Source organism: Pseudoalteromonas sp. OANN1 (assembly GCF_024124685.1).
Classification (GTDB): Bacteria; Pseudomonadota; Gammaproteobacteria; order Enterobacterales; family Alteromonadaceae; genus Pseudoalteromonas; species Pseudoalteromonas piscicida.
In genome coordinates this window covers 126,486-146,088 of sequence record NZ_JAMXSE010000009.1, presented here as the reverse complement: position 1 = coordinate 146,088, position 19,603 = coordinate 126,486, and the positions used below count along the sequence as shown (strand labels likewise).

General features: G+C 43.4%; 19 protein-coding genes. 13 read left to right on the top strand and 6 right to left on the bottom strand.

Going from position 1 to position 19,603, the window contains the following annotated elements:
* Positions 1 to 24: 24 nt before the first annotated feature.
* Positions 25 to 297, top strand: a complete 273-nt coding sequence (locus tag NH462_RS10310) for an oxidative damage protection protein (RefSeq protein ID WP_010379401.1) — start codon at positions 25 to 27, stop codon at positions 295 to 297.
* A 49-nt stretch (positions 298 to 346) separates the two neighbouring features.
* Here NH462_RS10310 and ispB read toward each other — a convergent pair whose 3' ends face one another.
* Positions 347 to 1,318, bottom strand: coding sequence for an octaprenyl diphosphate synthase (gene ispB, locus NH462_RS10305; protein WP_010374573.1), 972 nt, complete (start codon positions 1,316 to 1,318; stop codon positions 347 to 349).
* 417 nt (positions 1,319 to 1,735) lie between these two features.
* Here ispB and rplU point away from each other — a divergent pair, with 417 nt between their 5' ends.
* The 7 genes from rplU (at position 1,736) to glsB (ending at position 6,554) form a co-directional block, all read left to right on the top strand.
* Positions 1,736 to 2,047 carry a 50S ribosomal protein L21 gene (gene rplU / locus NH462_RS10300; RefSeq protein ID WP_010374575.1) on the top strand — a complete coding sequence of 104 codons (312 nt, stop codon included), beginning with the start codon at positions 1,736 to 1,738 and terminating at the stop codon, positions 2,045 to 2,047.
* Between the two features lie 19 nt (positions 2,048 to 2,066).
* Entirely contained in the window at positions 2,067 to 2,324 is a 258-nt protein-coding gene (rpmA, locus tag NH462_RS10295; protein WP_010374578.1) for a 50S ribosomal protein L27, read from the top strand.
* 169 nt (positions 2,325 to 2,493) lie between these two features.
* A complete protein-coding gene (gene cgtA, locus NH462_RS10290; RefSeq protein ID WP_010374580.1) occupies positions 2,494 to 3,651 on the top strand; it encodes an Obg family GTPase CgtA in 1,158 nt (385 codons plus the stop codon).
* A 378-nt stretch (positions 3,652 to 4,029) separates the two neighbouring features.
* Positions 4,030 to 4,521: a type 3 dihydrofolate reductase gene (folA, locus tag NH462_RS10285; protein WP_026345589.1), complete on the top strand. Its 492-nt coding sequence runs from the start codon at positions 4,030 to 4,032 to the stop codon at positions 4,519 to 4,521.
* A 79-nt stretch (positions 4,522 to 4,600) separates the two neighbouring features.
* A complete protein-coding gene (locus tag NH462_RS10280) occupies positions 4,601 to 4,972 on the top strand; it encodes a DUF3718 domain-containing protein (protein ID WP_010374584.1) in 372 nt (123 codons plus the stop codon).
* A 221-nt stretch (positions 4,973 to 5,193) separates the two neighbouring features.
* Entirely contained in the window at positions 5,194 to 5,550 is a 357-nt protein-coding gene (gene raiA, locus NH462_RS10275; RefSeq protein ID WP_010374586.1) for a ribosome-associated translation inhibitor RaiA, read from the top strand.
* An 86-nt stretch (positions 5,551 to 5,636) separates the two neighbouring features.
* Positions 5,637 to 6,554, top strand: a complete 918-nt coding sequence (glsB, locus tag NH462_RS10270) for a glutaminase B (RefSeq protein ID WP_010374588.1) — start codon at positions 5,637 to 5,639, stop codon at positions 6,552 to 6,554.
* Positions 6,555 to 6,637: 83 nt separating this feature from the next.
* On the opposite strand, the gene NH462_RS10265 is transcribed toward glsB, so the two are convergent.
* Positions 6,638 to 7,942 carry an inosine/guanosine kinase gene (locus NH462_RS10265; protein WP_010374590.1) on the bottom strand — a complete coding sequence of 435 codons (1,305 nt, stop codon included), beginning with the start codon at positions 7,940 to 7,942 and terminating at the stop codon, positions 6,638 to 6,640.
* Positions 7,943 to 8,201: 259 nt separating this feature from the next.
* Here NH462_RS10265 and tadA point away from each other — a divergent pair, with 259 nt between their 5' ends.
* Positions 8,202 to 8,702: a tRNA adenosine(34) deaminase TadA gene (gene tadA, locus NH462_RS10260; RefSeq protein ID WP_253105621.1), complete on the top strand. Its 501-nt coding sequence runs from the start codon at positions 8,202 to 8,204 to the stop codon at positions 8,700 to 8,702.
* Here tadA and NH462_RS10255 read toward each other — a convergent pair.
* A complete protein-coding gene (locus tag NH462_RS10255) occupies positions 8,699 to 8,881 on the bottom strand; it encodes a hypothetical protein (RefSeq protein WP_010374594.1) in 183 nt (60 codons plus the stop codon). The genes tadA and NH462_RS10255 overlap by 4 nt on opposite strands.
* Before the next feature lie 129 nt (positions 8,882 to 9,010).
* The gene (mltF, locus tag NH462_RS10250) at positions 9,011 to 10,441 is read right to left on the bottom strand and encodes a membrane-bound lytic murein transglycosylase MltF (protein ID WP_253105620.1); all 1,431 of its coding nucleotides are present in this window, start codon (positions 10,439 to 10,441) and stop codon (positions 9,011 to 9,013) included.
* Between the two features lie 201 nt (positions 10,442 to 10,642).
* On the opposite strand from mltF, the gene purL reads away from it, so the two are divergent.
* The 4 genes from purL (at position 10,643) to NH462_RS10230 (ending at position 17,697) form a co-directional block, all read left to right on the top strand.
* Complete coding sequence (purL, locus tag NH462_RS10245) at positions 10,643 to 14,527, top strand: phosphoribosylformylglycinamidine synthase (protein WP_253105619.1); 3,885 nt, start codon at positions 10,643 to 10,645, stop codon at positions 14,525 to 14,527.
* A 104-nt stretch (positions 14,528 to 14,631) separates the two neighbouring features.
* Positions 14,632 to 17,184: a YdbH domain-containing protein gene (locus tag NH462_RS10240; protein ID WP_253105618.1), complete on the top strand. Its 2,553-nt coding sequence runs from the start codon at positions 14,632 to 14,634 to the stop codon at positions 17,182 to 17,184.
* Positions 17,185 to 17,187: 3 nt separating this feature from the next.
* Positions 17,188 to 17,367 carry a YnbE family lipoprotein gene (locus NH462_RS10235; RefSeq protein WP_010374602.1) on the top strand — a complete coding sequence of 60 codons (180 nt, stop codon included), beginning with the start codon at positions 17,188 to 17,190 and terminating at the stop codon, positions 17,365 to 17,367.
* A 9-nt stretch (positions 17,368 to 17,376) separates the two neighbouring features.
* On the top strand, positions 17,377 to 17,697 hold the full coding sequence (locus tag NH462_RS10230; RefSeq protein ID WP_017216535.1) for a YdbL family protein: 321 nt from the start codon (positions 17,377 to 17,379) through the stop codon (positions 17,695 to 17,697).
* A 67-nt stretch (positions 17,698 to 17,764) separates the two neighbouring features.
* Here the strand turns inward: NH462_RS10230 and NH462_RS10225 are convergent, their stop codons facing one another.
* Together NH462_RS10225 and waaA are read right to left on the bottom strand one after the other, a co-directional pair.
* A complete protein-coding gene (locus NH462_RS10225; RefSeq protein ID WP_253105617.1) occupies positions 17,765 to 18,307 on the bottom strand; it encodes a DUF1415 domain-containing protein in 543 nt (180 codons plus the stop codon).
* Between the two features lie 3 nt (positions 18,308 to 18,310).
* Complete coding sequence (waaA, locus tag NH462_RS10220) at positions 18,311 to 19,579, bottom strand: lipid IV(A) 3-deoxy-D-manno-octulosonic acid transferase (protein WP_253105616.1); 1,269 nt, start codon at positions 19,577 to 19,579, stop codon at positions 18,311 to 18,313.
* Positions 19,580 to 19,603: the final 24 nt, after the last annotated feature.

The following is a 19,603-nucleotide window of genomic DNA, read 5'->3' as shown; positions in this document are numbered from 1 at the left end:
TTAAAATTGAAGAGGTAGATACTCATGGCACGTACGGTATTTTGTCAAAAGTTACAAAAGGAAGCGCCTGGACTGGATTTTCAACTGTATCCAGGAGAAGTTGGTGAGCGTATATTTAATAACATCTCCAAAGAAGCTTGGCAGCAATGGCAACACAAGCAAACCATGCTAATTAACGAAAAGCATCTTAATATGATGGATCCTGAGCATAGGCAAATGCTTGAAGAGCAGATGGTCGGCTTTTTGTTTGAAGATAAAGAAGTCGAAATTGAAGGCTACAGGCCACCAGAAAAATAAAGGTCGCATCAGCGACCTTTTTATAGCTCATAAACTGGCTAGGGGACGATTAATACTCTCTATCCACTGAAAGTTTAGCAAGTCCTATCAGTGCTTCTTTGTGCACTGAGTCAGGTAAAATGCTCAATTGTGCAATCGCTTTTTGGGCTTCTTCTTGGGCTTTAGCCATCGTGAAGTCAAGTGCTTTGGTCTCGGCTAGTGTTGCTAAAATATCTTCAAGATAATCAAGTCCATTACCACTTTCTATTGCAGTTCTGATCTGAGCTGTTTGCTGAGCATTTGCATGCTGCATTGCATAAATAAGCGGAAGCGTAGGTTTACCCTCGGCGAGATCATCGCCAATATTCTTGCCCAGCAATTCTGCGTTAGCACTGTAGTCAAGAATATCGTCTACAAGTTGGAAGGCTGTGCCTAAATGCATACCGTAAAGCTTAAGTGCAGTTTTAATTTCGTCTGATTGCTCTAACACTACAGCGGGTAGTAAAGTTGCAGCTTCAAAAAGCTTTGCCGTTTTGCTGTAGATAACCTGCATATAACTCTTTTCAGTTGTATCTGGGTCATTACAGTTCATTAGCTGTAACACTTCGCCCTCAGCGATAATATTGGTTGCATCCGCTAGGATCTGCATGACTTCCATATTGCCAAGACCAACCATCAACTGGAATGAACGAGTGTAGATAAAGTCACCGACTAATACGCTTGCGGCATTTCCAAATTCAGCATTTGCAGTCGGTTCTCCACGGCGCAGTAATGACTCATCAACCACGTCATCGTGGAGTAAGGTTGCTGTGTGAATAAACTCTACAATTGTCGCTAGTGTGATGTGTTTATCACCTTCGTAACCTAATGCTCGTGCAGCCAAAAGGGCTAACATTGGGCGGATGCGTTTTCCTCCGCTATTTACAATGTATAAACCTAGCTGTTTTACAAGTGCAACATCAGATTGCATTTGTTGATGTATAAGTTGGTTGACGTCAAGCATATCTTGCTCAACCAAATTTTGGATAGTTTTTATATCCATTGCGCTCCGAGCCAATCTATTAACCGAAAATGAATAAACTCGGCGATTGTACTACAAAAAAATCATCGACTCGATAAATTGTCGTAGTTGCTTATAAAAAAACGTTTTTATGCTTACTTTTTGTGCTTTTAATGGTCGCGTAATGGGTGAAATAGGTACAGTGAAATCTCATTTGGCACTGTATTAGGTAAACTATAGATTCGCCTTTTGTCTGATGAATTGAGAGAAAAAAGAGCTTGGCTTTGACATTTTTTTGACTAGAATAGGGGAAAATATTTGATTGCCCTCATACGAGCTAAATTTTATTCACTTTCTTCAAATTTGCTCTTGCGCCAAGATACGCATTAGCGTAAACTTCGCGCCCTATTGAAGAATATTAAGTTGCGTCGATTTGAGGGCGCACAGACGGAGTTAATTATGTACGCGGTTTTCCAAAGTGGTGGTAAACAGCACCGTGTGACTGAAGGTCAAACAATTCGTTTAGAAAAGCTAAACGTTGAAACTGGTGCAGCAGTTGAATTTGATTCAGTACTTCTAATTGCTGATGGTGAAAAGATCGAGATCGGTGCACCGTTTGTTAACGGTGGTAAAATTACAGCTGAAGTTGTATCTCACGGTCGTGGCGAGAAGATTAAGATTGTTAAGTTTAGACGTCGTAAGCATTCTCGTAAGCAGATGGGCCACCGTCAGTGGTTCACTGAAGTTAAAATCACTGGCATTAGCGCTTAATTTTTAGAGGTACAGAAAGATGGCACATAAGAAGGCAGCTGGTAGTACTCGTAACGGTCGCGATTCAGAAAGTAAACGCTTAGGTGTTAAACGTTTTGGTGGCGAATCAGTTCTAGCGGGTAGCATCATCGTTCGTCAACGTGGTACTAAGTTCCACGCTGGTTCTAACGCAGGTATCGGTAAAGACCACACAATCTTCGCAAAAGCAGACGGTAAAGTTGTTTTTGAGCAGAAAGGTCCTTTAAACCGTAAATACGTTAGCATCGTTGCTGAGTAATCGGTATTAAATACTAAAAAACCCCGCTTAGGCGGGGTTTTTTGTTTTCAGCACATCAATTACCAAATTAGCTATATCAAGGCGTATTAATACAATTGGTATTAGGAGCGATTTGTCGCTGCTGCTATAATGGTGTAGTGAATTCAGACAGAGTTAAAGAGTTTAAACCATGAAGTTTGTCGATGAAGTAGAGATTAGAGCGGAAGCCGGAGATGGGGGCAGTGGTGTCGTTTCATTCCGCCGCGAAAAGTTTGTGCCAGATGGTGGCCCAGACGGTGGTGATGGTGGCGATGGCGGTAGTGTATTCCTGCAGGCTGATGAAAATTTAAATACGCTTATCGACTATCAGTTTGAACGCTTTCACAGGGCTGAGCGTGGTACCAACGGTCAAGGCCGTAATTGTACCGGTAAAAAAGGTCAGGACTTAGTACTTAAGGTACCAGTTGGTACAAGAGTTACAGATGTCGATACTGAAGAGTGTTTAGGCGATTTGACCAAAAATGGACAAAAGCTGATCGTAGCGAAAGGTGGGTATCATGGTCTTGGTAATACGCGTTTTAAGTCAAGTACTAATCGCGCACCAAGACAGAAAACACTGGGTACTCAAGGTGAAGTTCGTAACCTTCGCTTAGAATTAATGCTGCTTGCAGACGTCGGTTTGTTAGGTCTGCCAAATGCTGGTAAATCTACGTTTATCCGCAGTGTATCTGCTGCCAAACCAAAAGTCGCTGACTATCCATTTACCACGCTAGTGCCCAATTTAGGTGTTGTAAGACCTGAAGCGAGCAAGTCATTTGTAATTGCTGATATCCCAGGCCTAATTGAAGGTGCAGCTGACGGTGCAGGCCTTGGTATTCGTTTCTTAAAGCACTTAGAGCGCTGTCGAGTGTTATTGCACATTATTGATGTGATGCCGGTTGACGGTAGTGATCCTGTTGAGAATGGCTTCGCTATTATTAACGAACTGCATCAATACAGCCCTAAATTAGCGGAAAAGCCTCGTTGGTTAGTGCTAAATAAAGTGGATTTATTGCTTGAAGAAGAAAGAGAAGAAGTATGCGCTCGTATTGCTGAAGAGTTAGACGCAGAAAACTTTTATATGATCTCTGCTGCAAACAAGTTAAATACGCAACCTTTGTGCTTTGATATCATGAACCTTCTTGAAAGCATGCCAAAAGATAAATTCGAAGAAGAGCAGCAAGAAGAAGTTGAATTTAAGTGGGACACATACCACAGACATGCAACTAAAAATGATAAGAGCGACGATGATGACTGGGATGATTGGGATGACGACGACTACGATGTTGAAGTTATTTACGAGCGTTAAGTTACATTGAATTTATTCTAAGAGGCCCATATATGGGCCTTTTTTATGCCTATTTAAGCGGTATATTACTTCAACTCAGTATTCTCGCCGCAATTGTGTTGAAGATGATATACTAATCAACCTGAACTCGGGATAACAACTTGTTCTCTAGCAGCTATTATCCCTTACTACTGCGTTAAATTTGCTTGCAATAGGCCAGCTATTGACGCACAAATTTGCCTTGTATTAAGAAATAACTTCTGGCTAGAGTGATACTACGCTTTTGAGCTTAGTGATTTTAGTGGATTAACTTACTTCTTATCCCGAGTCAGGTTAACCAAACATCTTGCATGCTAATTGTGTGTATAAACTAATACTAAAATACTATAAAGGTGCGTTGTGGTAATTTCAATGATAGCTGCGATGGCAAATAACCGTGTTATCGGAAAAGATAACGATATGCCGTGGCACTTACCTGCAGACCTTCAACATTTCAAAAAGGTTACGCTAGGTAAACCCGTGATTATGGGCCGAAAGACATTTGAGTCTATTGGTAGGCCTCTTCCTGGTCGTAGAAACATAGTGATATCCAGAAATCTTGACTATACTCAAGAAGGTATTGAAGTCCTCGCTTCACCTGAAGCCGCACTTAGTGCTGTTAGGGGTTGTGACGAAATTATGATAATTGGCGGTGGTCATATATATGACATATTTCTGCCTTATGCTCAGCGGCTCTATTTGACCTTCATCGATTTAGAAGTTGAAGGGGATACTCAATTTCCGGACTACGAGCAAGTTGCTGAATGGGAAGTGCTTGAAACTGAGTGTAACGAACCTGATGAAAGAAATAACCATAGTTATAAATTCGTAACTCTGAACAAAAAACTATGAGTTTCTTGCTAACAATTGTTTAGGTTGCTAAAATATAGCCAGTTATATGCTACGAATAAAGTATTAAAGGGTCTGTGTAATGAAATTAACTACCGTGCTACTGTCAGCTTCTATCGCTGTTGCAGCTTTTTCTTTCAGCAAACCAGTAAGTGCAAACGATCAGTTGGCGCTTTCTATATGTGAATATATCGCAGCGGACGATAAAAATCGCATTCGTAACGCTTTGAAAACATCACGCCTTAAAATGCGTAATGTTTACGATGCAATCCAGTGCAACGGTAACAACTTACTTAGACATGCAATTGCTAGCAACGCTGTCGATTCGGGCGAGTACATTATTAAAAGTATTCCAAAAAGCGCGTTAGAAGATGGTAAAGATTTAGCGTGGGCTGAGTCAAACCACGGTGGTTCAGCATTGATTGCTGTCATCAAAGAGCGTGCAGGCCTTTAATTGTAAAGTTTACGCAATATGAAAAGAGCCCTTTCTAGGGCTTTTTTTATGCCTGAGTTTTCTAACAATCCTAATTAGCGCATAATTTTTCTACCAATCTATTTTTTGATTAGAATCAGCTTCCTTCCAATTTTTGTAATAAATTTCTGCTAAGGCTCTTGAGAAATCGAGCAATCGTGCCAATACTATTGTTAAGGGTAAACGCAAAAGAAGGATTGCATATGAAGATTAATTTATCTGGCCATCACGTAGATGTAACCGATGCTGTTAAAAACCACGTTCATGAAAAGTTTGCCAAGATCGCTAACCATTTTCCGTCGTTGTTATCCCTAGACATCATCGTCAGCAAAGAACACAAACAATTTTACACGGAGATAAGTACAAACTACGCAGGTAGCCGAATATCAGTAAAAGGTGAAGACGAAGTGATGTATCCTGCTATTGCTAAAGCGTCTAAAAAGCTGGATGCAGCTTTGAAGCACCGAAAAGGTCAGTTAAAAGCCAATAAACATCAAAAGCCGGTGAGTACAACGCCACCTATTGCGCACGAGATTATTCAAGAAATGGAACTGAAATAACCTTAGTTTCAGATAAACATCAGGCCCTACGGGGCCTTTTTTGATACACTTCTCCAATCACCCTAGCTAGCCTTAATTACGAGCATATGCCAAATTACCAAGAAATTTTAGAGCAGGCTGCACAGCGAGTTCAACCGTTGTTACGCCAAGGCAAAGTTGCTAATTATATTCCCGCTTTAGCTGAGCAGCCGTTAGAACAATTTTCTGTTTCACTTCACACGGTAGATGGCGAAACATTTAGTGCTGGAGATACTGAAGCCAGATTTACAATTCAATCAGTATCTAAAGTAATGACATTGACGCTAGCATTGCAGCGCTATGGTGACGAGCTTTGGAGTCGGGTAGGGAAAGAGCCTTCGGGTACTGCTTTTAATTCCTTAACTCAGCTTGAGTTCGAAAATGGCATTCCAAGAAATCCCTTTATAAATGCAGGTGCCATTGTAACTTGTGATGCGCTGTACTCTCGTTTATCTGCTCCAATTCATACCATGCTAGAAAGCTATAGAGCGATGTCTGGTAATGATAAGCTGTGTATTAATAAGGTTGTGGCGCAGTCTGAGTATGATCACAGGTATAGAAATGCAGCGATGGCTTATTTGATGAAGTCATTTGGCAATTTTAATAATGAAGTCGAGGATGTGTTGTGGTCATATTTCAATTTTTGTGCAATAGAAATGAATACCACTGAGTTGGCGAAGTCATTTTCCTATCTGTCTAGTCAGGGTTACTGCAACTTATCAAAACAGCGGATACTAACCAAAAAACAAACCAAGCAAATGAACTCGCTGTTGTTTACGAGTGGTCTTTACGATGCAGCAGGTGACTTCGGTTATCGAGTAGGAATGCCTGGCAAGTCGGGTGTCGGGGGGGCAATAATCGCTATTGTGCCGAATCGTTTTACAATTTCGGTATGGTCGCCAGGGCTTGATAAAGTAGGTAACTCTTTGGCTGGGATCGCGGCATTAGAATACCTATCCAACGAACTTGGTACTGCTATTTTTTGATGCCAAGCTATATACACACTAGATGATATAAAAATAGCGACCGTAGTCGCTATTTTTACCAATCCTAAACAAGCTAAGAACCGTTATTGTTCCCAGTATGATTGCTCTAGTGAGTCTTCACGCTCAGGTAAGCCTCGAGATAGCCTTGGTGAATGCTGAACGAGTACCTCATAGCTTGCACGATTTGCATATTTGCTTATCTGTGCCAAAGATGAATAGGTAATTGCACTTTGTTCATGTTTTGCTGAGTTTGGTACATTCAGTTTATGGTATTCATTAGCACAAATATCATGCAGAACAGCGGCAAGGGCACAGTCACCGGCACCATTTGTGTTCTTGATGATGTCTGGTCCACCCATATAAGGAGCGGTATGGCTGTATGCTCTGATCGGCTGTTCACACTGGGCTTTTTTCATTGCGCGTGAGAATTCGTAGCGATTAAATTCAGGAATAGCGCCAGGCAGCAACGGGTATTCAGTCACACGCTTGCAGCTGTCATCAACATAACCCGCCATAAACAGCCCTTTAGGGCCAGCGGTACAAATGACCAAATCAACCCAGTCCAGTGCTTTATCTGCGGCAAGAAGTGGATCGCTAAAGCCTGTGATCGCCTCACCTTCTTCTTCGTTCATCGCAAGGATATCAACATGTTTAGCAACGAAGTCAGCCCACCATTTGGGGTCTTGTTCAATTAAGAACTTAGTGCCAAGCGTCAATACTACGGGTATGCCAGCATTATTGGCATACTCAACCGCCTGCATCGTTGCTTGTGTCATGGTTTCGTCGCCACTCGTGCGCATCAAATAAGCGCTGATCACTAACGCCGATGATTCTTCGATAAGCGTTTGGCAAATAGACTCAGGACGTAGGTGATTCATTAATCCTGCGCTGATAGCAAAAGTTCGCTCACCACTGTCATCGATAAGTGTAAAACAACGACCGATGGGACCATCAACTGGCTGCAAGTAGTCTAGATCAACTCGGCTTGAGGTGTTACATAAAAATTTGTAGGCGTAGCTGCCAATCTTTATGTTTTCACTCATCACCCCAAGCAGTACTGAGCGGTCATCTGCTAGCACTGAATAGTTGTGCATGGTGTTACCTATGGTACCGCCGGCAAATTCATAGTCGATCATGTCATCACGTTTTAGCCTATCATAAAGGGCGTTGGTGACATCATTGTCTATCACTTGTGACATACCACGCTGTAAGTGGAATTCATCCAGAAAAGCTTGATCCACTTTCGCTTCGATATCAACGACGATTTGATCTATACCACAGATATAGCTCCTTTTTAGCCGATCATCAGCGTGTAACTGGTTAATAAGCGGATCTTTATCTTCCACCGGAAAATAGTGTTTATGCCTACGGCGTCCCGGAAATTTCATATTCTACCCGTGTGTTTTTGAGCTTACGAAATAAAAAAAGCGGCGAATTATAGCGTAAATCCAACCCTGTGAGCCACGGCAAAATTGCGAAAATTATCAATAATCTCCGCAAAATATTAAAAAGATGTTGGTAACATCCTGAGTTTGCTTATAAAAGCAGCTGTAATGGTGACTATGATTATTTAAGAATAGCAGCTTAACCAGAGCTCTGCTGGAGGTGATATACTCCATTTTAGGTGAGGACGACAATAAAATTATCATGTCAGAAGTAAAAGATGATCAATATTGGATGAGAATGGCGTTAGCATTTGCTGACAAAGCTGAAGCCGAAAACGAAATTCCAGTCGGTGCTGTTGTAGTGAAAGATGGTGAAATGATAGCTGCGGGTTGGAACCGTTCAATTACCTGTCATGACCCTTCGGCTCACGCTGAAATGATGGCTATTCGAGAAGCTGGCAAAATCGTTGAAAATTATCGGCTGATTGATTGCACTTTATATGTGACGCTTGAGCCATGTCCTATGTGTGCCGGTTTACTGGTTCATAGCCGCTTGAGCCGAGTGGTGTTTGGTGCCTCTGATGCAAAAACGGGTGCGGCTGGTTCGATAATGAACTTGTTACAGCACGAAAAGCTGAACCACCAACTAGAAGTTACATCGGGCGTATTGGGTGAAGTATGTGGCGAAAAGCTGTCTGCATTTTTTAAGCGCAGACGCCAAGAGATTAAAGCAGCAAAAAAGTTGAAAAACGGTAGTACTTAAGGCTGTACTACCGCTGTGGCTGTTTTTGCGTCCCTTTGCTCTTCCATTTGAATTAGCGCAAAAATACGATGGCGCAAGAGCATTTTACGGTGTGCATTTTTCATCATTACACGACGGCGATTTGGCGACGTGTATTTGGTGTTACGTTTAAATTGATGATTCCGACGTCTTCTCAACATAGAACCTCCGAATGTGAGAGATTAGGTGGGGGTAATGCCCCCAAATATTAATTTAGTATAAATACGCTATGCCTATGACAGATTTATGACCTTTTGAAGCATTTATCAAGCCAGTTTAGTAAATATAAATTACTGTTGCTTCTCGACTTCACTGGCTTTGTCCGAATTATCAACCGGAGTCGTTTGCGAAGAGGCTTTACTGCTATCAGGTAGGAGTGCACCGTTGTCTTCCAACCACACAAGTGCATCATAATAGCGGCGAATATTATCTACATACGTTACCGCAACATCACCACGAGCATATCCATATCTTGTATTTCGATAGTAGCGCTTTTTAGTAAGTAGCGGTAGTCGTTTTTTAACATCTGCCCAGTTATTCGGATCGCCACCTTGATCCGAAGTAATGTTGCGTGCATCTCGTACATGGCCCCAGCCTACATTGTAAGAAGCAAGGGCAAGCCAAGTACTATCGGGTTGCTGTATTTCTTCAGGCATACGGTCAAATAAAATACGTAGATATTTGGCACCACCTTCAATATTTTGTTGGGCATTGAGGCGGTTTGTCACGCCAACTTTTTTAGCTGTGGGTTGCGTTAGCATCATAATGCCACGAACCCCAGTTGGAGATTTAGCTCTGGGATCCCACATCGATTCTTGATAGCTGACTGCAGCCAGCAAACGCCAATCGATATTGTGCTGTTTCGAATAACTTTTAAACCACTTGAGATAGGTTGGTAAGGTACTATGTACGGCTTCGACAAAGGCTAAGGTGTTTACATAGTTAAACTCTTCGATATGACCAAAATACTTCTCTTCGAGCGTGGCCAAAAAGTTGTTTTGTTGTACTCGAGCGAAAAATGCAGGCAGCAACGCATATAACGAGTCGTCTTTTTCGTTACGCATCATCCACGCCACATGTTCATCTTTTGTAACTGAAAACGCAATACTGACGGTCGGGTGGTAGCGTCTAAATAGGGCCAGTGAATGTGAGTTTGTAATGGTGTAGTCAATCTCTCCATCAATGATGGCCTGAAGCAGTTCTTCCTCACCTTTATCTGAGACAACCTCCCAACTCAAATGAGGATGGCTTGTTTTAGCCTCTTCAAGCGCGATAACATGGTTGCTGTGTGCAAGTACGGTAATTGGCGCTTTAATATCATCAAAGTCTCTTGGCCACTCTCTCCCTTGTTTGTACACGAGCTTTTGACTGATCATTCTATACGTTGGGCCAAAACGATATTGCGCTGTTCTTGATGGGTGGAAGCTCACCGCGGAGGCGACGATATCTAAGTCTCCGGCATCTAGCCTTGCAAATAACTCATCTAAGTTAAAGTAAGGAACGATGTGTAATTCAACACCAAGCTCATTGGCAAATTCACTCGCCAGTTCATATTCGAACCCTTGTTCTCCAGTGGTGCCTTGGTAGTAGTTTCCCGGACCCGCGAGCGTGCCAACACGTAATACCTTATTTTGTTTTACATGTTGCAACTGATTAAGAGGGGCTTTGTCGCACCCAACTAAACAGATGACAACAAAGCACATAAAGACGTATTTAAACATGACCTAGGTTCTCTTTTGCGCTCGAAATCCCAACTTACCGCAGCAAAATCATAATTGCAAAAGCCGAATTAACTTAAGGTAATGATAGATTTGCATGATATTTTCTAGTTTTGACAAATTAGTGTTAATTCCGCGCGCTATTTCCACTATAATGAGCGCCCAAAGATATCGTTCAATCCTTAACCCCGGATGAAAATACCTATGTTAATCCTACGTGGTGCACCTGCACTTTCAGATTTCAAAGTCCAAAAGATCCTTAAAACCTGCGCTGCAGCTCAATTACCAGTTACCAATGTTTATGCCGAGTTCATGCATTTTGCTGATCTAACGGCTGAGCTTTCAGAGGCTGAGTTAACCAAGCTAAACAGCCTGTTAAAGTATGGACCGACTATTACGGAGCATAAGCCTGAGGGCAAACTGATCTTGGTAACACCAAGGATCGGAACTATCTCTCCTTGGGCTTCTAAAGCGACAGATATTGCAAACAACTGTGGTCTTACGCAAGTACACCGTGTTGAGCGTGGTATTGCTTATTATGTTGAGGGTGAACTAACACAAGCTCAGTTTGAAGAAGTTGCACAGTTACTTCATGATCGCATGACCGAATCTGTTCATGCAGAGCTTGATGATGCAGCTAAATTATTCCGCACGGAAACGCCTCGCCCAATGTCTTCAGTAGATATTCTTGGCGGCGGCCGTGAAGCACTCGCGGTTGCGAATGTTGAGCAAGGCTTTGCACTTGCCGATGACGAAATTGACTACTTAGTAGAAAGCTTTGAAAAGCTTGGCCGTAACCCTAATGACATCGAACTGTTCATGTTCGCTCAAGCAAACTCTGAACACTGTCGTCACAAAATTTTCAACGCTGATTGGACTATCGATGGTGTAGAGCAGCCTAAGTCGCTGTTTAAAATGATTAAAAACACCTACGAAACCAATAGCGACAACGTGCTGTCGGCGTATAAAGATAACGCTGCGGTAATGGTTGGCTCTAAAGCTGGTCGTTTCTTTCCAAATACAGACGGCGAATATGCTTACCACGAGGAAGATATCCACATTCTGATGAAAGTGGAAACGCACAACCACCCAACGGCGATTGCCCCATTTTCTGGCGCATCAACAGGTTCTGGTGGTGAGATCCGCGATGAAGGTGCAACCGGTCGTGGTTCTAAGCCAAAAGCTGGTTTAGTTGGCTTCACGGTTTCTAACCTTCGTATTCCTGGTTTCGAGCAACCTTGGGAAACAAACTTTGGTAAACCAGGACGCATTGTTAATGCATTAGACATCATGCTTGATGGCCCACTTGGTGGCGCTGCATTTAACAACGAATTTGGTCGTCCAAACCTATTGGGTTACTTCCGTACTTACGAAGAAAAAGTAGAAAGCCATAATGGCGCTGAAGTACGTGGTTATCACAAGCCAATTATGATCGCTGGTGGTTTAGGCAATATCCGTGAAGATCATGTGCAAAAAGGCTCAATCCCTGTAGGTGCTAAGCTAATCGCACTTGGTGGTCCGGCAATGAACATCGGTCTTGGCGGCGGTGCAGCTTCATCAATGGCATCTGGCCAATCAAACGAAGATTTAGACTTTGCTTCTGTTCAGCGTGAAAACCCTGAGATGGAACGTCGTTGTCAGGAAGTGATCGACAAATGTTGGCAGCTTGGTGATGATAACCCAATAGCGTTTATTCACGATGTGGGCGCTGGTGGTTTATCAAATGCATTCCCTGAGCTTGTCGACGACGGCGGCCGTGGTGGTAAATTCCAGTTGCGTAACATCCCGAACGATGAACCTGGCATGGCACCACACGAAATCTGGTGTAACGAGTCGCAAGAGCGTTATGTACTGGCAGTTGCCGCGGAAGACTTTGCTCGCTTTGAAGCAATTTGTAAGCGTGAGCGCGCACAATATGCGGTAATTGGTGAAGCGACAGAAGAGCGTCACCTAACAGTAGCTGATAGCCACTTTGATAATAATCCTGTGGACCTGCCACTAGACGTATTACTTGGCAAGCCACCTAAAATGCATCGTGACGTTGAGTCAAAGCGTGTAGTGGGTACAGCATTAGATACTTCGGGTATTGAGCTTGAAGATGCAGCTAAGCGTTTACTTCGCCTACCAACGATTGCTGAGAAAACATTCCTTATCACGATTGGTGACAGAACCGTAACAGGTTTGGTTGCACGTGACCAAATGGTTGGCCCTTGGCAGGTACCAGTCGCTAACTGCGCGGTAACGGCGGCAACTTACGATACTTACCACGGTGAAGCGATGTCGATGGGTGAGCGCACCCCTGCGGCACTACTTAACTATGGAGCCTCGGCTCGTCTAGCGGTAGCAGAAGCGTTAACCAATATCGCTGGTGCTAATATCGGTAGCCTAAACAACATTAAGCTTTCGGCAAACTGGATGGCGGCTGCGGGTCACCCAGGCGAAGATGCGGGTCTTTACGAAGCGGTTAAAGCGGTTGGTGAAGAATTATGTCCTGCATTAGGCCTTACAATCCCTGTTGGTAAAGATTCAATGTCGATGAAGACTCAGTGGGATGAGAATGGCGAAGAAAAGTCAGTGACTGCGCCATTATCACTTATCATCACCGCATTTGGTCGTGTTGAGGATATTCGCAAAACAGTCACGCCTGAGCTTCGTACTGATAAGGGTGAAACCAGCCTATTCCTACTTGACTTAGGTGCTGGTCAAAACCGTCTTGGTGCCTCAAGCCTAGCCCAAGTGTACAAGCAACTTGGCGACAAGACACCTGATGTTGACAGCCCAGAGCTGTTAAAAGGCTTCTACAATGCGGTACAAGCATTAGTTGAGTCTGGCAAGCTTATCGCTTACCACGACCGCTCTGACGGTGGTCTATTCACCACTGCCGCCGAAATGGCGTTTGCAGGCCACACAGGTGTGAGCATTGAATTAGATGCGCTGCAAGGTACTGACTTAGAAGTGCTATTTAATGAAGAGCTTGGCGCAGTATTACAAGTTCGCAATGACGATATCGCTGCGGTTGAAGCGATATTTGCTGAGTACGGTATTGCTGATATTGCACATCGCATCGGTACGCTAAACGGTGAAGACAAGGTTATCTTTACTCGTGGCGGTCAGGCGGTACTTGAAAATACTCGCACTGAGCTTCGCACTATCTGGGCTGAGACAACTTACCAGATGCAAGCACTACGTGATAACCCAGATTGCGCGAAGCAAGAGTTTGACGCTAAGTTCGATGACAAAGATCCGGGTCTTAACGTTAAACTAAGCTTTGATCTAAACGAAGATATCGCAGCGCCTTATATTGCAAAAGGGGTGAAGCCTCAAGTTGCCATCTTGCGTGAGCAAGGCGTTAACTCACATATCGAAATGGCGGCAGCATTTAACCGTGCTGGTTTTGCGGCAATCGACGTACACATGAGCGATATCCTTGAAGGTCGCTTAACGCTAGAGCAATTCAAAGGCCTAGTGGCATGTGGTGGCTTCTCATACGGTGACGTTTTAGGTGCTGGTGAAGGCTGGGCTAAATCAATCCTATTCCATGACTCAGCACGTGAGCAATTCCAAGGCTTCTTCCAACGCCAAGATACTTTCAGCTTAGGTGTGTGTAATGGTTGTCAGATGCTTTCTACATTAAAAGAGCTGATCCCAGGCACGGAAAACTGGCCACGTTTTGTCACCAACAAGTCAGAGCGTTTTGAAGCGCGTTTCAGCTTAGTTGAAGTACAGCAAAGCCCGTCAATCTTCTTTGATGGTATGGCTGGCTCTCGTATGCCAATCGCGGTATCACATGGTGAAGGTCACGCTGAGTTTGCAAGCGAAGCGGCGGTACAAACTGCACTGAATTCAGGTTCAGTTGCTGTGAAGTTTGTTAATAACTACGGTGATCCAACCACTCAGTATCCAGCTAACCCGAATGGCTCTCCTGCTGGTATTACGGGCATGACGTCAACAGACGGTCGTGCAACTGTGATGATGCCGCACCCTGAGCGTGTATTCAGAGCAGTAGCAAACTCTTGGCACCCAGATGAGTGGCAAGAAGATAGCCCTTGGATGCGTATGTTTCGCAATGCGCGTAAGCTAGTAGGCTAACGAAATTAAAAAAGGTCACTTCGGTGACCTTTTTTATTCATGGCTCGATAATTATCTATCGGGTACACTGAAAAGGAAATACCAATCATATTTTAGGGATACGAATGAAAAAATGGCTTTGGAGCTTAGTGTTGATACTCAGTGTTTTCGTGGGTGTTTACCTTGCCAGAGTTCCTTTGTCGCTCTGGGCCATTAAACATTTTATACCCCTTAATGAACTTCAGGTCAGTTGTCTTGACTGGCGTTTGTCGGGCTTCAATCGTATCCATATTACAAAAGCATGTGTGCAGACAGATGCGTTTAATGCCCAGCTTTTTGATGCGCAACTAAGCATGCGCCAAGTCAATATTGAAAAAGCAGATATTCAACTTCTTCCGCCCAAAAAGTCAAATGCAACTCAGCCACAGCGCCTTGCATTGCCACTCGACATCACCAGACCCAAAACGCATATTGCCAAGCTGTCTGTATCTGGCGAGCCATTACCAAAGCCATTAGTTGTGTCGATTTCGGAGTCCGAGCTGAATCAATTTGTAATAGCAGGTGACATCGATGCAGAAGTTACGTTGCAGCCAGAGCGTATTGCTGCAAATATTGACCTTAGTGGCGAGTACCTCAGCGCTTTATTACCTCCTCAGATCCAAGCCCTTTCAGGAACTAGCCAACTTGAATTCGATGGTCTGGCTATGGACGCAGAGCTAGAACTTGAAACTTTAGTGGCGCTTGAACAGGCTGAATGTAAAGGTACCGTTGCGTATATAGGCGCTTTGTCCGGGCGCTATGATTTAGCAACGCAGCAGGGGAAGGTAGCACTTGCCGAGCCGATTTCAGCGAAATCAGCGCTTGATTGTCTTACTTCTGAATATAGTAAACTGTTACCGACCACTTGGCAGGTCCATTTAACGAGAGAAATTACTATTTCTGCGGATTCAATTGCGACAGATTTACTTGAAGTGACGGGTAAAGATAAACCGTTACAACTTGAAGTTAACGAGCTGGCAGTCGACTTAACTGAGCCTTTCGTCAATGGTGATATTCGCCTTGAATTTTTCGATGATAAGTGGGGCGCGCATACACTCTCTGGAGCGCTGAGTGCGCGACCAAATTTTGTTAATATGAGCGGGGAAATCACAACTGACCTTCAAAAGCTTACACTACAAGATGTTATTGCTGAGAATCTCGAGCTCAATAGCCGCTTCAAAATATCGGGTAACCCAACCGAGCTAATTACAATTGAGGCTCAGCCGAGCATATTCTCAACCCAGTTATCGACATCAGGTTTGGTGATCGATAATCCATCTCTGACGCTTGATTTACATGCGCAGCTAGATGTGCCAAAACTCAAAAGTGGGCATCTACTACACAGAGTCTTACCTGAAGGGATGAGTTTTGCGATAACGCTTGATTCAAAACTGCAAAACCTGAGTGTTGAGAATGTAACAGCAAAACAGAGTGCGTTGAGCGGGCGAGTTGTGCTTGAGCCTACACATGATTTTGATATCAATCTCAACTTAACCAGTGCACAGATACAACAGCAGAGTTATAAACTGAATGAGTTTGCGCAGACACTGCACTGGCAAGGCTCAGTCGCGACCGGAGAAATCTTTTCAACCTTGTCGGGCAATACTAAGGTAGCAGAAGTTAACTTAGCTGATCTCAGTTTGAAAAACGTGAGCATTGACAGCAAAGGGCAGCAAAGCCGCGGATTGATGGCGTCACATGTGATTAATATTGATGGTGTAAAGGCGTTGCTTGAGCATCAATATTCAAGCTTAAAACATCCAGCACAATTACATGTGCCCACACAGCAGCTTACTCAACTTCAGCCATATATTGACGCGCTTTTACCGAACTTAAAAATTAGCAATGGTAACTTCTCTGCAGTAGTCGAAGGGGATTTATCCACGCGTATATTTACCTTAGATGGGGGCGTTCAAAACGGCTCTGCGTTATTTAATGAACGGCTTATTCAAAATGCAACGATTGATGTCTTTGGTCTATTAAGTTCAGCTAATATTCAACTCAAGCCAACCACACTGAGTGTTGAAGAGTTGAGAGCTGGTGTTATCGTTCAAGCAATAACAGGCCAACTACTCAGCGAAGCAGGCGTGGCTAAATTGAAAGATATTAACGCACAGGTTTTTGCCGGTAACGTGGAGATTGATGAAGTTAGTTTGGTCCCAACGCCGCAGGTCGTTCAGGTATCGCTAGATAAACTGAGTTTGGAGCTTATTGCCGCTTCTGGACATGATGCGGGCGTTGAGCTGAAAGGGCTAATCTCAGGGACATTACCAGTGCAACTCTCTTCATCGGGTGTGCGAATTGACTCTGGTAAAATACACAGTGTTGGTGAAGGGCTATTAAAGGTTGAAAACAATGCATCAATTAATGCGCTAAAAGAGCAGCAACCTAGCTTACAAACGGTGATCGGTGTACTTGACGAGTTGACCATTGAGCAATTGAGTAGTGGCGTAAATTTAAGTGAAGACGGCTGGTTGGACTTAGATGTTAAAATTACAGGAATTAACAAACTCCAACAACAACCAGTAAACTTTAACTATACACACTCAGAAAATGTGTTTACCTTATTACGAGCCCTACGCTTAAGCGACGAGATTACGCGCGAAGTGGAAAATGCGTTAAATAAAGAGGAGCGTTAGTGAATGAAATGGATGCTAGTGATATCAGCTTTATTGGTATTGAGCGCTTGTACTCATAAGGTGCAAGTAGAAACCAAAGAGCCTATTACGATCAACTTAAATGTAAAAGTAGATCATGAGATCCGCGTGAAAGTGGATAAAGAACTCGACAATTTATTCAGCGAAGACAGCGAGCTATTCTAAGGAGGATTTATGAAGCTAAAAGCAATCTCTACCCTAATTATTGGGCTCAGTATGAGTTTCGCCGCATTCGCAATTTCCATTGACGATGCTAAATCACAGGGTTTAGTTGGCGAAACTACATCGGGCTATCTTGGCGTAGTTAAAAATGGCCAAGGTGTGCAGCAGCTAGTTGATGAAGTGAATGAAAAGCGCAAAGAAAAATACCAGCAATTAGCGAAAAAGAACGGTATTACACTTGAGCAAGTGGAAGCTTTAGCTGCTAAAAAAGCGTATAACAAAACGCATTCAGGCCATTATATTCAAGTAAATGGCAGCTGGGTGAAAAAGTAATACTTCCAAAATCTTACTAGAAAAGGCTGGCTAAACCAGCCTTTTGACTATTTATCCGAAGCTTAGGTCATTTAGCTTTGTGGCATTGCTGAAGCAAATGCTGCCAAAACGCTTCCCCTTTACGCCTTGCGAGGCGAATATTATTTTCTGGGATCTGCTCGGGATCGTCATACTCTGCTAATGCTTGAGCCATACTTTCTTCGCGGATCAAGTGGAGTGTTGGGTAGGGCGCGCGGTTAGTGTAGTTTGCTGCGTCATGCTCATCACTATCAGCGAAAACATAATCTGGGTGAAAAGTGGCAATTTGATAAGTGCCTTCAAACCCTTGCGCTACTAATAAAGCGTTTGCTAGGTCGACGAGATCCAAAAAGTCGTCAAAATTGCTAAAACCTTTATCAAATATAACTAGCGTTGTTTCTCGCTCTGGCTCATGGTTTAACTCTGAGCACTGCTCTAACATATCCATCACGGCATCGTCGTGTCTTATCGCTTGAGACACGAAATAATGAATGCTGTTACTTTCAACTTCCTGTCGAGCAAACGGGCAAAAGTTGTATTTCACAATGACTTGGCTAACCCAGTTTTGCATTGTAGAGATGACTGTATTCATGAATTATTCCAAGCTCTTATTGATTAGTTTCATGGTTTTAGCAATAGCTCCGGTATTTTCAACTAGTACCGATTGAGCGTTAGCACCGATTTGCGTTCGAAGCGATTTATCTTCAGATAGCGTAATAATTTCAGCGGCAAGCTTGTCCTCATCATCGACTACGATGGCACCTTGTTGCGCGATAAGTTGAGGGTATATATGCGCAAAATTATAGGTATGTGGACCGGTTAAAATTGGTACACCATGAGCTGCCGCTTCTAGTGGATTATGACCGCCGCGTTCAATCAAGCTACCACCAATATAGGCGATATCGGCACCGCCAAATAGCCACTTTAATTCCCCTAAAGTATCAGCTAACAAGACCGAGGCTTCTGTGTTTATGCTGTTACTACTCTTTTTGGTAAAAGCGATCTCTTGCTCATTGAGGTAGTCAGCAACCGCTTCAAACTGCTCGGGATGGCGAGGCGCGATAATAAGTAACGCATTACTTACCTGCTTTAATACTCGCTGATGTGCGGCAATGACTTGCTCATGCTCCTTAGGATGCGTAGATCCTGCAAGCCAAATTACCCGCTCGGGATAACCTATTCGGAATTGTCTTGCCTTTGCAATTTCTTCTTCAGTGACTGAAATATCAAACTTGATTGAGCCGGTAATGTGAAGCTTAGATTGAACAAGCCCGAGCTTGATGAAACGCTCACCGTCTTCTTCATTATGGGCTGCAAGCAGATCTATGTTGCTCATTAAGCCTTTGGTTAACCAAGCATGCTTTTTATAACCTTGGTATGACTTTTCAGAGAGTCTGGCATTGACTACCAAGGTTTTACATTGGTTTTGCTTGGCATAATGAAAGAGATTAGGCCACAGCTCAGTTTCCATCACAATAAGGAGCTTGGGCTTCAAGGTATTGAAAAATTTTCTGACCGCAAAAGCAAAATCGATAGGTAAATAACAGACATGTACTTGGACATTGCTGTGAAAAGCTTTTGTTATCTCTTCTCTACCTGTCGGGGTGTTACAAGTAACAATGATTGGAGTTGCAGCTTGTTCTTTAAGTACTGATTTGATGAGAGGTGTGGCTGCAAGCACTTCCCCTACGGAGGCGCAATGGATCACAACAGCATGTGGTGGAAGCTTGTTTAGGCTAAAGCCGAGGCGCTCTGTAAAATGAGTTCGATAGTCAGGATTTTTCCTACCTCGAATAAAATACAGATAACTCAATAAAATAGGTGCTAATACTAGCAATAATAAGGAATATAGTCGGCGCGCCATAGGAGTCGCTTAAGCTCAAAAATC

Coding starts and splice junctions, on each gene's coding strand:
- purL (WP_253105619.1), top strand. CDS start 10,643: ATGTTAATCCTACGTGGTGCACCTGCACTTTCAGATTTCAAAGTCCAA.
- mltF (WP_253105620.1), bottom strand. CDS start 10,441: ATGTTTAAATACGTCTTTATGTGCTTTGTTGTCATCTGTTTAGTTGGG.
- raiA (WP_010374586.1), top strand. CDS start 5,194: ATGAAGATTAATTTATCTGGCCATCACGTAGATGTAACCGATGCTGTT.
- NH462_RS10310 (WP_010379401.1), top strand. CDS start 25: ATGGCACGTACGGTATTTTGTCAAAAGTTACAAAAGGAAGCGCCTGGA.
- NH462_RS10230 (WP_017216535.1), top strand. CDS start 17,377: ATGAAGCTAAAAGCAATCTCTACCCTAATTATTGGGCTCAGTATGAGT.
- NH462_RS10280 (WP_010374584.1), top strand. CDS start 4,601: ATGAAATTAACTACCGTGCTACTGTCAGCTTCTATCGCTGTTGCAGCT.
- rplU (WP_010374575.1), top strand. CDS start 1,736: ATGTACGCGGTTTTCCAAAGTGGTGGTAAACAGCACCGTGTGACTGAA.
- NH462_RS10225 (WP_253105617.1), bottom strand. CDS start 18,307: ATGAATACAGTCATCTCTACAATGCAAAACTGGGTTAGCCAAGTCATT.
- NH462_RS10235 (WP_010374602.1), top strand. CDS start 17,188: ATGAAATGGATGCTAGTGATATCAGCTTTATTGGTATTGAGCGCTTGT.
- tadA (WP_253105621.1), top strand. CDS start 8,202: ATGTCAGAAGTAAAAGATGATCAATATTGGATGAGAATGGCGTTAGCA.
- NH462_RS10255 (WP_010374594.1), bottom strand. CDS start 8,881: ATGTTGAGAAGACGTCGGAATCATCAATTTAAACGTAACACCAAATAC.
- ispB (WP_010374573.1), bottom strand. CDS start 1,318: ATGGATATAAAAACTATCCAAAATTTGGTTGAGCAAGATATGCTTGAC.
- rpmA (WP_010374578.1), top strand. CDS start 2,067: ATGGCACATAAGAAGGCAGCTGGTAGTACTCGTAACGGTCGCGATTCA.
- NH462_RS10265 (WP_010374590.1), bottom strand. CDS start 7,942: ATGAAATTTCCGGGACGCCGTAGGCATAAACACTATTTTCCGGTGGAA.
- cgtA (WP_010374580.1), top strand. CDS start 2,494: ATGAAGTTTGTCGATGAAGTAGAGATTAGAGCGGAAGCCGGAGATGGG.
- glsB (WP_010374588.1), top strand. CDS start 5,637: ATGCCAAATTACCAAGAAATTTTAGAGCAGGCTGCACAGCGAGTTCAA.
- waaA (WP_253105616.1), bottom strand. CDS start 19,579: ATGGCGCGCCGACTATATTCCTTATTATTGCTAGTATTAGCACCTATT.
- NH462_RS10240 (WP_253105618.1), top strand. CDS start 14,632: ATGAAAAAATGGCTTTGGAGCTTAGTGTTGATACTCAGTGTTTTCGTG.